The sequence below is a fragment of the Vibrio pacinii DSM 19139 genome (assembly GCF_000711795.1).
GTDB classification, from domain to species: domain Bacteria; phylum Pseudomonadota; class Gammaproteobacteria; order Enterobacterales; family Vibrionaceae; genus Vibrio; species Vibrio pacinii.
In genome coordinates this window covers 282,568-296,672 of sequence record NZ_KL543976.1, presented here as the reverse complement: position 1 = coordinate 296,672, position 14,105 = coordinate 282,568, and the positions used below count along the sequence as shown (strand labels likewise).

At 43.3% G+C, this 14,105-nt stretch carries 13 protein-coding genes; 4 read left to right on the top strand and 9 right to left on the bottom strand.

The features are described from left to right. The first annotated feature begins 9 nt into the window (after positions 1-9). Entirely contained in the window at positions 10-378 is a 369-nt protein-coding gene (locus BS19_RS16270) for a hypothetical protein (protein ID WP_038176700.1), read from the top strand. A gap of 72 nt (positions 379-450) precedes the next feature. Here the strand turns inward: BS19_RS16270 and BS19_RS16265 are convergent, their stop codons facing one another. Continuing rightward, on the bottom strand, positions 451-1,368 hold the full coding sequence (locus BS19_RS16265; protein WP_038176699.1) for a LysR family transcriptional regulator: 918 nt from the start codon (positions 1,366-1,368) through the stop codon (positions 451-453). Between the two features lie 212 nt (positions 1,369-1,580). On the opposite strand from BS19_RS16265, the gene BS19_RS16260 reads away from it, so the two are divergent. Together BS19_RS16260 and BS19_RS16255 are read left to right on the top strand one after the other, a co-directional pair. Then, a complete protein-coding gene (locus BS19_RS16260) occupies positions 1,581-2,324 on the top strand; it encodes a hypothetical protein (RefSeq protein ID WP_051686562.1) in 744 nt (247 codons plus the stop codon). A 141-nt stretch (positions 2,325-2,465) separates the two neighbouring features. After that, positions 2,466-3,731: a carbohydrate porin gene (locus tag BS19_RS16255; RefSeq protein ID WP_245609299.1), complete on the top strand. Its 1,266-nt coding sequence runs from the start codon at positions 2,466-2,468 to the stop codon at positions 3,729-3,731. Positions 3,732-3,948: 217 nt separating this feature from the next. Here BS19_RS16255 and BS19_RS16250 read toward each other — a convergent pair whose 3' ends face one another. From BS19_RS16250 to BS19_RS16215, 8 genes are all read right to left on the bottom strand, one after another. Further along, a complete protein-coding gene (locus BS19_RS16250) occupies positions 3,949-5,247 on the bottom strand; it encodes a serine hydrolase domain-containing protein (RefSeq protein WP_051686561.1) in 1,299 nt (432 codons plus the stop codon). A 169-nt stretch (positions 5,248-5,416) separates the two neighbouring features. After that, positions 5,417-6,172, bottom strand: coding sequence for an enoyl-CoA hydratase/isomerase family protein (locus BS19_RS16245; protein WP_038176697.1), 756 nt, complete (start codon positions 6,170-6,172; stop codon positions 5,417-5,419). Positions 6,173-6,201: 29 nt separating this feature from the next. Then, the gene (locus BS19_RS16240; protein WP_038176696.1) at positions 6,202-6,975 is read right to left on the bottom strand and encodes an enoyl-CoA hydratase-related protein; all 774 of its coding nucleotides are present in this window, start codon (positions 6,973-6,975) and stop codon (positions 6,202-6,204) included. 63 nt (positions 6,976-7,038) lie between these two features. Continuing rightward, positions 7,039-7,671 (bottom strand): MarC family protein, encoded by a 633-nt coding sequence (locus BS19_RS16235; RefSeq protein WP_038176695.1) that lies wholly within the window; start codon positions 7,669-7,671, stop codon positions 7,039-7,041. A gap of 65 nt (positions 7,672-7,736) precedes the next feature. Then, the gene (locus tag BS19_RS16230) at positions 7,737-9,326 is read right to left on the bottom strand and encodes an AMP-binding protein (protein ID WP_051686560.1); all 1,590 of its coding nucleotides are present in this window, start codon (positions 9,324-9,326) and stop codon (positions 7,737-7,739) included. Positions 9,327-9,373: 47 nt separating this feature from the next. Further along, positions 9,374-9,847, bottom strand: a complete 474-nt coding sequence (locus tag BS19_RS16225) for a MaoC family dehydratase (protein ID WP_038176693.1) — start codon at positions 9,845-9,847, stop codon at positions 9,374-9,376. Positions 9,848-9,988: 141 nt separating this feature from the next. Then, positions 9,989-10,447 (bottom strand): MaoC family dehydratase, encoded by a 459-nt coding sequence (locus BS19_RS16220; protein WP_038176692.1) that lies wholly within the window; start codon positions 10,445-10,447, stop codon positions 9,989-9,991. Between the two features lie 94 nt (positions 10,448-10,541). Further along, positions 10,542-11,756 carry a CaiB/BaiF CoA transferase family protein gene (locus tag BS19_RS16215; RefSeq protein WP_038176691.1) on the bottom strand — a complete coding sequence of 405 codons (1,215 nt, stop codon included), beginning with the start codon at positions 11,754-11,756 and terminating at the stop codon, positions 10,542-10,544. A 593-nt stretch (positions 11,757-12,349) separates the two neighbouring features. Between BS19_RS16215 and BS19_RS16210 the strand changes: the two genes are divergently transcribed. Next, positions 12,350-14,056: an autotransporter assembly complex protein TamA gene (locus BS19_RS16210; protein ID WP_038176690.1), complete on the top strand. Its 1,707-nt coding sequence runs from the start codon at positions 12,350-12,352 to the stop codon at positions 14,054-14,056. The last annotated feature ends 49 nt before the right edge of the window (positions 14,057-14,105 follow it).

The window sequence follows — 14,105 nt, the reverse complement described above, 5'->3', positions numbered from 1 at the left end:
TGAGGCTTTATGATGCGCACAGCGATACATTTCTCAATTTATTTGTTGCTTGTAGCTGGAGCAAATGCAGTAACATTAGATGAGTTAGCAAACGACGTTAGTCCTTTACCAACTCTAGAGGCGAATCATCGGCCAGATATGAGTACCGATGTGGCAACTAGCTCTTTAACGCAATTTGCTTACAAGGTTGGCTTTGATGTATCAAAGCTCACCACAGAGCAGCGTTCAGAAATAGCGGCGGATTTTGCTGATAAGCCATCGTGGTCATTTTGTGATGAACACCAGGGGATAGAAATTACCATGAGTGGTAATAGCCTCTGGGAGCGGACAAAATTGGTGCAGTTACAACGTCGATTGGGCGCATCATTAACCCATTGATCTTTAATTTAATTAGACTCGGCCATCTGAAGATCAGATGGCCGTTTTTTCATCACTTCCATCACATCACTCCTAACTTAGCAAGTTGTACTCATCAAGAATATGACTAATATATTCTTCAAGAGCGGTGATGATAGATTGGCGTATCTTGCTGATTTGAACCGAATGTAAGCTCCACAAAGAAATTGGAATTTCTAAGCTTTTTTTGAATTCATCAACTTGTAATTGAACCAAGTTCTGTTTTACATATTCAGAATAAATAACCGAGCGAGGGAGTAGGGCCCAACCATGACCTAATTGGACCAATTTAATCATTACTGAAAGTTGGTCTACCAGTTCAAAATTAGCGGAAAGCGTTACTTTGTCTGCCATGCCTTCATCAATCAGAGATTGTAAAATCAACTGCTTAGAATTTTTTAACTTGGCAAACATCTCACTAGGTGGTGTTTTGGCTAACTCTCCTCCTTTGTTACCAAAAGGTACCATAGACAGCGTTTCTAGATAGGTCGTGTGAATACTGTTCATGGCTTTCGCATGATGAACATTAACAAGTCCAAAGTGAAGTTGACCAGATTCTAGTTGCGCTTTTATTTCGCTGGTGTTTCTAACGAATAGGTTGACTCTCAAATCTGGAAAGTCTTTAGCTAATTGTATTCGAAGATCGGCAATCGCCAATTGAGGAAGAAAACTGCAATAGCCAATATTGATCGATTCTAACTCTCCGTCTGCTAAATTAGTGGCCAACTTGTCAAACGCTTTGACTTGTTCGACCGCTTGCTTGGCGTAACGATAGAGTAGATCCGCCTCTTCGGTGGGGGTTACCGAGCGACCAACTCGGTGGAAGAGAGGGATCATTAATATTTCTTCTAGGTTAACGATGACTTGCCCCACAGTGCTTCGGTGTCGATTTAGTACCTCTGCACCTTTGCTAAAGGAGTTTTTCTCATAGACCGCAACAAAAGTGGTCAATTGTTCGAGGCTAAAGTTCATGATGGGTTTTCTCAATAATCATTGTGTTTTCAATGTCTCAACAATACTCCAAAGTAGCCGTTAATGTTATCAAAGCTGGAGAGTTCGAAGTGTCAAGTAATAACCAAGAGTATACGTTACTTTGTCTGGTTCAGTCATACAAATGTAATTTAGTCGCACATTGGTTTACTGTTAATATCAACTTATCCTTTGATAACGTACCTCTATAAATTATGTTTAAAAACAATAAAATCCTATTATCATTAATTGCGTCTCTTGCACTGACTGGGACGAATGCTTTCGCTGAAAATACCGAAGACCCATCAGACGTGGCGAGTGCAGTAACTTCTTTTACCGCCAGTTTAAACAATGGCGGTGATGTAAAAGGTCAGATTACTTATTCTTTTAATGTGAATGAGTCACAACAAGGTATGGTTGCCCTTGAAGGGACGATGAATGACCACGGCAAGTACAAAGACTCTCGTTTGCAATACTTCCATGTGTTTGATCTCGGTAACCCGGTTGCACCTAAAGTAGCAGCATCATTAGACATGGTTGATAATGACTTAATGTCTACAGCTGCAGTCGGTGCGGTGGTCGCGATTACTCCTGTCGAGCGCTTCGCGATGTACATACGCGTTGGTGCGTTAACAGGTCAGTACAGCGACGAAGTGACACAGCAATTTAATGTTGCGGATAACTCTGCCAACGGTGTGATGGCTGCAGGTTACTTTACTGTCAAAACAGGCAATGATGGCACATATTTTATGGTCGCGCCTGAGTACACTTACGTAGATGGTGATGTCGAAACGAGTGCATTAAAAACGACGATTCGTTTAGGTACTCCGCTCAATGATAAAAAAACGCATTGGGGTGAGCTTCGTTTAGAAAATAACGTGAACACATTAGAAACGGCGTCTAAGACAATTGACACAGACGATACCGTCGCTTGGTTCAACTTTAAAGCTTATTTCTAAACGACACTAAGATAGCAATACGTTAGTATTGTAGGTAATCAGTAAAAATTCGAATTGAATAGTTCCCTTGGGTGCTATTCAATTTTTTGATCAATGGCAGGAAAAATAGCCGTTGAAGCTTAAATTACAGCGAGGAATGGAATGGAAAAATCACTGAAATTTTCAACGCTAGCGATCGCATTAACACCCTTGATGGCTTGTCCCGTGTTTGCTGCGAGTGAAGAAACCAAAACACAGTTTGAAGATGTTGCGGTGATGCCAGAGCCAACCTCTGCGCCATCCTCTCACTTTGAACTATGGAATGAGACCAAAAAGCGCTGGCAAGAAGAGCACGGTCTGCAACTGGGCATGGACTATAACATGCTTGGTTTAACTGCAAGCGATGCGTTAGGTGAATCAAGTGCTGCGTCAGGCGCATTACGTGTCTACGGTCAGTGGGACATGGTGCATACTGACTCGGGGTCTACTGGTGGCATTGTCTTTAAAGTTGAGCATCGCCACAAGTATACCGATTCTTCTCCGAAAGATTTCGGCCTCAAAGATCTTGGTTATATCGGTTTTGTTCATCCACTTTATGGCGACCAAGGTTTTCGTACGACTCATCTGTTCTGGCGCCAATCTATGCTTAATGACCGCATGGTTGCTTATGCCGGTTTCCTTGATATGACCGATTATACTGACTTTTACCCGTTAGCCAGTCCTTGGAACGATTTCAACAATAGTGTGTTTAGCTCAGGGAGTGGCACTATAGGCGGTCTTCCTGATGGTGGCCTTGGGGTAATGTTAGGCGGATTTATTACCGATAGTGTCTACAGCTCAGCAAGTATTATGGACGCAAAAGGTAATGCCTCAGACTTGATTCAAGGCGCAGAAGATCTTTTTGATTCGGGTGCAACTTGGAAGAGTTTTGAAATCGGTTATACACCTTCGCGTGATATGTTGTTTATTGAAAATGCCCATGTAACATTCTGGCAGAGAGATGCGGTTGGCAGCGACAAAGAAGGTCATGGTATTAATGTCAACTTTTCTGGTCTCATCGCACAACAATGGTTGCCGTTTTTACGCGCTGGTTGGGCAAAAGACGCTGGTGCCATTTATGACGCATCGGTCAGTGCTGGTTTCGGTTACATGCCAACTCAGCGCAACCAAGACATGTTTGGCTTAGCGCTTAACTGGGCAAGTCCGATGGCCAGTACGTTTGGAAATATTGATTTTGATGATCAATACACTGCCGAGATCTACTACCGTGCGCAGGTAACACCTTGGTTGCAACTGTCGCCAAGTGTGCAAGTTCTAAACCATACCGCGATTAATGTTAACGCGATTGAATCGCAGGATTTAGCGAATATCTTTATTAAAGACAAAACGGATGTGGTGTTTGGACTTAAAGCGCGTTTTGCTTTTTAATGTTTGATGATTTGGCGGCGATTAATTCGCCGCCATTTGATGTACGAGTACACCGATAATCTGTCTATCAGGTTAGTCGAGTGTCCGGCTGTTATAAATCTCAAGCTCCAGTTTCTCATTAAGCTAGATATTTTAAGTACCGCTGTACGTCACGTTATAAAAAAGCGGGTTATGTTTAGAAAACATAACCCGCTTTTTTAGTAAGTAAAACGATCACTTAGTCACGGTCAAATAGACCAGACGTTGCAATTGTACGTGCAAAACGATGCCCTGAGTGGTCATCATTGTTGACGTTGAAGTAGACGATAACCAAATCGCGCTCATGTGAGACGTACAAGCCTTGCGTCATTAAACCACCTTTCCAGATGTCACCATCAGGCCATACCATATCCCATTGACGACTGTTGGAAATGAAATCATTTGAACCAAGATAGTCGGCAAATACAGCACCATCAAAGCCTTTCATCATAAAGTCATGGGTGCGCACTTCACTGTGAATACGTTGCAGGATTTCATCAGTCACCACTTGCTCAGAAGCGATTTTGTTCCAACTTGGTGTGTAGAGCATACCGAAGCGAGCAAAATCTCTGAGGTTACTAGACACTAAACCGTGCGCAGCGGCAATGCCTTCAGGTGTTAAGTGTAATTGTAGGCTGCCTTCTGCGCCGACTTTTGACCACACTCTGCGGTCAAATTGTTGAGGCCAACGTTCGCCTTCAACTGCTTCAGCCAGAATGACTAACATTTGAGTTAGGCCAGATGCGTATTGGAATGACAAGCCAGGTTGTTCTTTTTTCTTGGTACTTTTTAGTACGTCGGTCAAGGTTTCTAAACCATGCTTTTCATTCGGGAAAGCAAATTCGGCTTCGTAAACACGTCGAGCAACATTTTCTGGGTCAAAACGCGATTCAGTAGTATCTTCAAGATCCATACCAGTTGCCATGTCCAGCACATCACGTGTGGTAATACCATCCCAATCAGTACCCTTGAAGTCGGTTATGTAATCAGTAATCGGCGCATTTTCATCAATTTTACCCTCACTGATCAGCATATCAATCAATAGACCAGCCATTGGTTTGGCAGAGGACATCCATAGGTGAACGTCTTCTTGGCGCATACGAGGATACTGTTCATAAACGATCTCGCCTTTATGGACGACAAGGTAACCTTGCGCGCTGTCAGACTGCTCTAGGAACTGGTCAAGTGTTAACGGGCCTTTAAGCAGACTTTCGGATGTCATTTCCGCTTTTACTTGTCCCACTTCTGGCATCAAGTTGGTGGCCAGTGGCATGACAGGCTGACGCGCTGGTAAAACGGCGGTAGGCATAAATTCACATGCACGAACGTTGAAGTAGGCAGAAATATCCCCACCGAGGAACAGTTCACCATAGTTAGCCTGACGAGTTTTGGCTTCTAGTTCTGCGGGAAAACCATTTTTAAATTCTATAAGGGGTGTTTTGGTAGCCATTACGTTAGTTTGTGAGCTTTCTGTGGTATTCGATTGATTCTTTGACATTGTGATTTCCTAAATATTTATCTTCAATAACAGTAAATTAAGTTAATTTTCACCTCTAAACCAATCGCGTTTGAAGGGTGACGTCCATCAACAGATAGCTTACCGACAATAAAAATGCCAGACAGTGTCACTGTCTGGCATTTCGTTACTAACCAAGAAAAAGGGCGGCTTATTTCGCTTTCCAGTTTGGTGCACGTTTTTCGGCAAATGCCGTTGCACCTTCATTGGCATCTTCGGTTGCCATTAACCATTCAAACGCAGCTTTCTCTAGTTTTACCGCTTCAGGTAATGGCAGATCTAAGCCATTCATGACGGTAGATTTCATTTTTTGCACGGCAAGTGGCGCTGAGCTGACAATGTCTTGCGCGATTTGCACACACTTAGCCATTAGCTCTTCAGCAGGGACCATGTGATTGACTAGGCCAAGACGTAATGCTTCTGGCGCATCGATACGGTTACCTGTGTAAAGTAATTCTAGTGCGTTGCCTAGCGGAATCACGCGAGGTAAACGTTGAGTGCCGTGACCACCTGGAATCCAACCGAGACGAATTTCACCAAAGCCGAAGTGTGCGTTGTCAGCACAGACGCGAATGTCGGCACCTAGCGCTTGCTCTAGACCACCTCCATTACAGTGGCCGTGAATGGCGGCAATTACTGGTTTTGTCATCGACATTAGGCGTGGGTATAGGCGGTCAACAAACCCATCAGCTGCTGGAGAGTTTACCCATTTAATATCTGTACCAACACAGAATGAACGACCTTCGCCACTGATGATCCCAACACGTAGCGTTGGATCGTTTTCTAATTCATCCCATGCATCCGCAATAGCGTTGTAAGTTTCACCATCACAGGCGTTCATTACTTCAGGACGGTTGATTTTTACGTGCACAATACCGTTGTTTTTTTCTACGATTACTTTACTCATCATTTTTCCTCAGTATATATCTGCAATGGTTAATATTTTTTGTAATTAGGTTTACGCTTTTCAGCAAATGCAGTCATGCCTTCTTTTTTGTCTTCTGTACCAAATAGTGCATGGAACAGACGGCGTTCAACTTTACGGCCTTCAGCAATTGGCATTTCTGCTTGTTGATTGACGGATTCTTTACCTGCCAATACTGCTAGACGTGGATTATTCGCTATTTTGGTCGCAAGCTCGACTGCATGTTGAAGGACGTCGTCCTCTACTACTTCAGTTATCAAACCAATGCGCTCGGCTTCATCGGCTTTGATCCAGTCGCCAGTTAAAATGTAACGCATCGCTTTATACTTACCGATGCGGTGAGCCATACGCTGAGTACCACCCCCACCAGGGATCACACCGAGTGTTACCTCAGTTAAACCAAATAATGCAGTTTTATCAGCAAGAATGATGTCACACATTAATGAAATTTCTGTACCGCCACCGAACGCAAAGCCTTTAACTGCGGCAATCACTGGCTTACGCAGTTCCGCTATTTGGTCCATATAGGCGGCGTAGTCTTTTTGGTAGGCTTCTTCAAAATCGACATCCGCAATCCACTTAAGATCAGCGCCGGCACAAAAGGCTTTTTCACCTCCGGCTAGAATCATACAACCGACAGAATCATCCGCATCAAACGCTTTTAATGCGTCAGTAACATCTTCTACAACTTGCTCGTTGAGTGCATTCATTGCTTCCGGACGGTTAAAAGTAACAATGCCTACATTGCCTTTTTTCTCAGTGAGTACGTATTTAAATTCTTTCATTAAGTTTATCTCTACAAGTTAAATAATAGGGTTGTTATAAAGTGGATTAGAACTAGAGCGCTTTTAACTATGTAGTTCCACAGCTTGATTAGGTATTAAACCTAAGCCGTCAAAACCGTAAATCATAATTTGTACTGCTAGACCGCAAAGTAATAAGCCTGCAATGCGCATGATGACTTTTAAAAATGCTGGCGGAATCTTAGAGAAAATTCTATCTGCACCGAGCATAAATACCACGTTAACCACCGCGACGACTAAAATCAGCCCAACCAGCATTAATGAGTCGGCAAAGGTTTGACTAGTCGCTTCAATGGCCACAATGGCGACTAGCCCTTGAGGAGAAGCCATTAATGGCATAGCGAGTGGAAAGGCTGCCCAATCTAAGGTGGGAGCTGGTGGTTCGCTGCTGTCGGCTTGCTCTTTATCTTCACCAATCACCATATCGAGAGCAAATACAAATAAGATAGCGCCACCAGCAATGAGTAAGGCTTCAACACTGATTTTTAGTGTTGATAAAATACCCGCTCCAAGTAGAGCAAATAGGACACATAACACCGCGGCAATGCCAGCTGAGCGCAAAGCGAGTTGACGTTTAAACTGCGCATCTGTGTTCTTGGTTAAGCCTAGGTAAACAATGGCCGCTTTGGTCGGCCCTGCTGTTGCTAAAAGAAGAATTAAAATCTCAGTTGGTCCCATAATCGCTACATACCCTCATTGTTACGTTAGATGTTGAAGTTAAGTGTGGAATCTCTCGTTGGTTGCTACGATTCGATAGGAGGTAATCGTTCTCGAAGGACTTTTTTGGAGATTCGGTCGAGTGTTGAACGTGGAAAACTCGCCACAATCATCACACTTCTAGGCACTTTGAAGTCAGCCAACTTTTCACGACAATGAGCAATAATTCTTTCTCTCACTTGCTCATGTTTGAGCTTGATACCTTTATCACTTAACGAGACAAAAGCGACGGGGACTTCACCCAACATATAGTGCTGTTGGCCAACCACGGCGCACTCCATCACTAAGCCAGTTTGATCAATGGCTGTTTCGATTTCTAATGCTGCCACGTTTTCTCCGCCGACACGCAACATGTCTTTATAACGCGCGACATAATGCAGCCAACCTTGCTCGTCAATACGAATAATGTCACCCGTATCGAGTGCGCCACTGTCATCGAACGCTTCCTTGGTATGTTCAGGTTGTTGGTAATATTCTTTAAACAGAGTAACACCGCGTTCGCCGCGTACGAACAATAAGCCTTGTTCGCCTGGTTGAGCTAATCGACCATCGTCTTCTTTACGAATCTCGATATCATAGAAGGGAGAAGGGCGACCAATACTCCCCGCTGGACCTGGGTGAAACGGGTCGGAAACAATGCAAGAAGAGAGAGTTTCTGTCATTCCCCACATCGCCATAATTTGAACGTTAAACTCTTTTTCAAGCTCGGGCATGAGTTCAAGCCCCATCATCACACGCACCTTGTGTTTTGAAGGTACGGGTTTACCTTTCAGCGCTTTAAAAGCGAAAGGAATCATTGATACCCAAGTGATATCATGGGCAACACAAGCCCCCCAAAAGCGCGACACTGAAAACTTAGGCTGAACGACAACCGTACCGCCAACCCACAAAGTGCTCAACAAAGAGATTTGTGCATTGGCATGAAATAGAGGCAGAAAAAGTAACGTTGTGTCGTTGTTGTTCAAGCGCAGGTTGGTCGACATCGATTTACCCGCCCACAAGGCGTTAGCATTATTCCACATCGTCGGCTTAGGGCGCGAAGTGGTGCCAGAGGTAAACTGAACCGCGAAATTACGCTCAGGATCGCTAGTTAGTACTGGAATGGGTTCATCGATCGCGAGATGTGCAAAAGACTCTGTGTTTAGTTTAGCGGCAACATCGGCTGCTATTTCTCCGGAAATAATCACTGGCGTTGAATCGCCGCATGCTTCACGCACGACAGCCGCGTAGTCTGCAGACGTAATCGCACAAACTGGGTTCATTGTTTCGGCAAAATACTTAACGTTATCTGTCACTGAACGAGTATTGGTCGTTACTGGAGTCGCGCCAAGATAGGCACATGCAAACCAAGCGATAAAAAAGTCAGGGGAATTGTCAAAGTGCATTAAAACAAAGTCCCCTTTGCCTACCCCACGTTTGTAGAGCCCAGCTGCAACCTGTTTGGCCGCTGTAGCTAACTCCGCATAGGTCCAAGATTGGCTTGGACTATCATCAAAAGGAGACCATACGATAAACGGCTTGTTTGGTTGACGCTCAACCCATTGATTGAGCAGCCAAACAACATCCATGCAACGAAACTGCTCCAACTTAGAGGCTTTATTTTCGTTTAGTTTCATCGACAGTATTCTCCTTTAAATGATAATGAGCAGGGTAGTGCCAGAGGTTAAGCGTTACGTTTTTCTACGTAGATAACGTGATGAGCGACGCACACAACTTGACCATTTTGATTGGTGGTAACTTTTTCTTCAGTAATCAAACCGTGAGTTGGATTTTTTGGGTGATCTTTTTTATCAATCACTGTCATCGTGACTTGAATGGTGTCACCTTCAAACACTGGGTTTGGATAACGAATTTTATCGTAACCGTAAGACATGCCGTGTGGATTTAACGGCTCACCTTGAATACACAAACCAGTACTGATACTGAATGTCGCATTACCATGAATGATTGGTTTTTTGAACGGTTGTGTCTTACACCATTCTTTATCGGTATGGTGCGGCATCCAGTCACCCGAATGCATCGCGTGCATAACAAAATCAGCTTCTGTAATAGTTCGACCTGCCGTAGTACGGGTTTCTCCGATTTCAAAATCTTCAAAAAACTTGGCAACTTCTTTATATTTTGCAACTTCAGTCATAGCGTTATTCTCTTTTTTAAATTCTACTCGTGTAGAAATTAATCAAACTTTGTTTGGCATCGAACATCAACTGAACGATGCCATCTTGGTGAGTTGCCTACCTTGCAAATTAATCGACAAGGCAGGCTCAGCTGTATGGATTTATTCTGTTGGAGTGCGCTTAGTTACAAACAACTCATGCTCAACATAAGCAACTGTTTCACCACGTTGGTTGGTTGTGACTTCAGTTTGTGTCATCAACCCATGTGTTTTCTGTTTAGGGTGATCTTTTTTCTCGGTCACAGTGACTTCAACTTTGATCGTGTCACCTGGGAATACTGGTGCTGGATAACGAACCTTATTAAAGCCATAAGCCATAATGTTTGGGTTTTCTGACGATGATTGGAAAATCAGGCCAGTACTGATACAAAAAGTCAGGTTGCCGTGCGCAAGACGCGTTCTAAACGGTTGTGTTTTTGCGAATTCTTCATTGGTATGATGCGGCTGCCAGTCACCACTGTGCATTGCGTGCATGACGATATCGGTTTCGGTGATGGTGCGTGCGCTTGTTACAAAACTTTCGCCAATTTCAAAATCTTCAAAAAACTTATGTTCTGACATAATATTTACCTACTTAATTAATTTTAGAAACTCAACCTGGCTATAGGTTTGTAGATACAACCAGGTTGGTATGATAACTTTTCGTTTAATGTGATTAACGTGAGAGACCAATCGCTTTAGCAGCGACTAGCGCTTGTACTTCTTCATCGCTATAGCCAAGATCTGTCAGCTCAGACATTGTATGCTCACCAACTTTAGGTGGGTTTTGAGGCTTGATCTTGTTAATACCGTTACCTTCAACCTGAATTGGGCTATCAATAGTACGGATGCCGTCAGTGCCTTCCACCTCAGGGAAACAACCATTGGCAATCATGTGCTCGTCGCGAGTACACTCTTCGGTGGTTTGAACCACGCTGAAGTTAACGCCAAACTCTTTTAAGCGTGTTTTTACTGTGGCGAGATCATGCTGACCAACAATGGCTTGCATTTCATTAAACAATTCTTGATGGTTTACCGCGCGCAATTCAGGTGTTGCGAAACGTTCATCACCTTTCAAGTGGTCAGCGCCGAACGCATCACGTAAGTTATCAACGTTATTTGGATTCAGTTCCACAATGATGACATAACGGTTATCTTGAGTTTTGTACACACCGCCAGTCACTGGGTTTGGCCACTCTTCGCGATGGTATTTCTTCATTGCTGGTGCGCCAACTAGGGCCGCCTGCATCATGCTTGAGTTAGCCCACAAGCCATTATTCATCAAAGACGTAGAGACTTTAGAACCTTCACCAGTGCGTTCTTTGTGATAAAGCCCCGTCATTACCGCACTGAACAATGCTGTTGCGGTGTTCAAGTCGCCTGTGCCAACGGGTAGTGGAACTGGGCCACCATCTTTTGGACGCAGTTCTTCCATAATGCCCGTACGTGCATACCAAGCGGTCATGTCAAAACCAGGGGCGTCTTTGTCTGGACCTTCCAGGCCGAAACCATTAATCCACGCGTAAACGATTTTCGGGTTTACCGCTTTGATATCTTCGTAAGTGTGCTTAAGGTGTTTTTGCACGTTGAGTGGCGAGTTGGTTAAAAATACGTCTGCCGTCGCCACTAACTTATGCAGTGCTTCTTGAGCTTCTGGTTTTTTCAAATCAAGCGCCACAGACTTTTTAGTGCGGTTCTGTGTATAGGTGGTGTACGCAATTTTACTTTTTGGCATACCCGCAACCATATGACCATAGCGCCAAGGGTCACCTGCTAGAGGTTCAATCTTGATCACTTCTGCACCGTGATCGGCAAGCATTACGGTTGCAGTGGGTGCAGCTGCCATTGATGCAACTTCAATTACTCGGATACCTTCTAAAATTCCAGCCATTGTGGACTCTCCTGATGTGAGTTAAATCTTCTAAAACCTACGCATTAATAAACTAAACATAGTGATTAATCGTGATGGTTTAATTAATTTATCAATGCAACTTGATGAATGATTCGATGTTGGTCACATAACCAACTCAAGCTACTGATTGAATGAACCTGACTAGAAATTAAGACAAATTGCTTAGATTGCACAAACACGATGTGAATTCGTATTTTAATTTCTATTCTTGCTCGATTCAGAAGAGAGAAGTCAGTGTATGGTTGCGTCCTCTTCATGATGGAGGAGGTACTTATCTTTGCGGCCATCTCTCTTCGATGTGATTAATTTATGCGATATTTTTGTACGCAACCAATCTCATTTGAAGGATTAAGTCCTCCAATTAACAATCCATTGGTTGGCTGAATGGTTTTCGAGTTAATGAGAGTGTGCGGTTCTTATCGCTATTGCTTTTAAATGGTTTTAACCATTATTGAGAGTAAATATGTAGAGTGATGAGCCACATAGGTAGGGTAGCGTCCTGCATATACGATTAACTTGATTCCCATCATCGCAATAGACTATTGAGGTGTAAGATTAACTTAAACAGATATATGGCTTCTTTGGTAAAAAAAATAGTGGGTATATCAATCTTTGCGTCGATCCCTGTTTGCAATGTTTTTGCGGCAGAGTTTACGATTCAAGGGTTGACTAAACCATTAGAGAAAAACCTCGAATATTATCTCTCGCCATTGTCTGAAACCCCTGCGAAAAATATTTCCAAAGGGCAGCTCAGAAAGTTAGTTAATGATGCGCTAAACCCATACGGCTATTATCACCCAAAATTTAATGTCTCTAAAAATGCAGACGAACAGGTGACCATTGATGTGGATGTTGGCCCAGTAACGCTCATCGCGAGCTCCAGCATCTTAATCACGGGAGAAGCAGATCAAGATCAAGATTTTATTGATTTGATTGATGCCGGTCAGCTTCAACAAGGACAGCCCCTTTCTCACTCAGACTACGATTCATTGAAGCAAAACTTATTATCACTTGCACAACAAAAAGGCTATTTAGAAGGTCAGTTTTTGCAGTCGGTGATAGAAGTGATCCCAAGCATGAACCAAGCGAATGTAAGGCTGCATTTTGATAGCGGTGTGCGTTATCACTTTGGCGAAATTTCTGTGACGAGCTCGGAAATCGAAACCGATCGCATTAAATCTTTAAGTCCATTTGATAAAGGTGACGGATTTAATTCCATTAAACTGGGCGAATACCAATCTAACCTTTCACAGACCAACTGGTTTCGCAGTGTCGCGGTAAAAGGCAATTTTGACCAGAAAACCGAAGACAACCAAGTGCCTATCGAAGTGTCGACAGTCCCTAATTCGCGAAACATTGTCCAGGTCGGTGGAGGTTATGGGACAGACTTAGGTCCTAGAGCATCACTTAAATGGAATAAGCCTTGGTATAACAGTCGTGGCCATAGTTTGAAGGCGGAGGCATCGATCTCTCAACCTGAACAATCGCTTTTGATGGGTTACAAAATACCGACCAAGAACGTTCTAACGGATTACTACGGTATTCAGTTTGAATCTACGCGTGTCGATTATAGAGATACAGCGAGTTTTACCAACGAACTTACGTTCGAAAAGCACTGGCAGTTAGAAAGTGACTGGCAAAGTACCATGCATGTAAGATATTTACGAGAGCAATACCAACAGGCGTCAGAAGATAGTCAGTCACAATTGCTGATGCCAGGTATCACTTTTTCTCAACTTGAGCGCAAAAATGATCAACTGGAATTGAGTCATCGGCATATTTATTCTTTAGAATACTCAGATCCATACTTACTTTCAGATTCTCGCTTGCTTCATGTTGAAGGAAACAGCGTGCTATCTTGGGATATTAGCGAGAAGCAAAAATTTCATTTTCGTTCAAATGTCGGCATTAATATTGTTAATTCACTTGAAGATATTCCCTCATCGCTTCGTTTTTTCGCTGGTGGTGACGAGAATTTACGTGGCTATGATTATGAATCAATCTCACCACGAGATGAAAATGGTGCGTTAACTGGGGCCCGTTATATGTTTACCGCTGGGTTTGAGTATCAATATCAGGTATACCAACAAGTTTGGTTGGGCGCGTTCTATGATATTGGTGATGCGTTTAACGACGAGATTGATTTGAAACGTGGTACAGGCTTGAGCTTAATTTGGAATTCCAAATATGTACCAATGAAAGTTGACTTTGCTTATGGATTAGATGCTCCAGAGGGCGATGAGTTTCGTATTCACTTCTCTATTGGTACTCAGTTTTAATATCTCGGGTAAGGTTGTAAAAAAGGGGCTTAACCAATGGTTAAGCCCC

Bases quoted from the DNA above. Each gene is read 5' to 3' on its own strand.
- BS19_RS16230 (WP_051686560.1), bottom strand. From the start codon at position 9,326: ATGAAACTAAACGAAAATAAAGCCTCTAAGTTGGAGCAGTTTCGTTGC.
- BS19_RS16220 (WP_038176692.1), bottom strand. From the start codon at position 10,447: ATGTCAGAACATAAGTTTTTTGAAGATTTTGAAATTGGCGAAAGTTTT.
- BS19_RS16250 (WP_051686561.1), bottom strand. From the start codon at position 5,247: ATGTCAAAGAATCAATCGAATACCACAGAAAGCTCACAAACTAACGTA.
- BS19_RS16270 (WP_038176700.1), top strand. From the start codon at position 10: ATGATGCGCACAGCGATACATTTCTCAATTTATTTGTTGCTTGTAGCT.
- BS19_RS16225 (WP_038176693.1), bottom strand. From the start codon at position 9,847: ATGACTGAAGTTGCAAAATATAAAGAAGTTGCCAAGTTTTTTGAAGAT.
- BS19_RS16245 (WP_038176697.1), bottom strand. From the start codon at position 6,172: ATGAGTAAAGTAATCGTAGAAAAAAACAACGGTATTGTGCACGTAAAA.
- BS19_RS16235 (WP_038176695.1), bottom strand. From the start codon at position 7,671: ATGGGACCAACTGAGATTTTAATTCTTCTTTTAGCAACAGCAGGGCCG.
- BS19_RS16210 (WP_038176690.1), top strand. From the start codon at position 12,350: ATGGCTTCTTTGGTAAAAAAAATAGTGGGTATATCAATCTTTGCGTCG.
- BS19_RS16215 (WP_038176691.1), bottom strand. From the start codon at position 11,756: ATGGCTGGAATTTTAGAAGGTATCCGAGTAATTGAAGTTGCATCAATG.
- BS19_RS16255 (WP_245609299.1), top strand. From the start codon at position 2,466: ATGGAAAAATCACTGAAATTTTCAACGCTAGCGATCGCATTAACACCC.
- BS19_RS16240 (WP_038176696.1), bottom strand. From the start codon at position 6,975: ATGAAAGAATTTAAATACGTACTCACTGAGAAAAAAGGCAATGTAGGC.
- BS19_RS16265 (WP_038176699.1), bottom strand. From the start codon at position 1,368: ATGAACTTTAGCCTCGAACAATTGACCACTTTTGTTGCGGTCTATGAG.
- BS19_RS16260 (WP_051686562.1), top strand. From the start codon at position 1,581: ATGTTTAAAAACAATAAAATCCTATTATCATTAATTGCGTCTCTTGCA.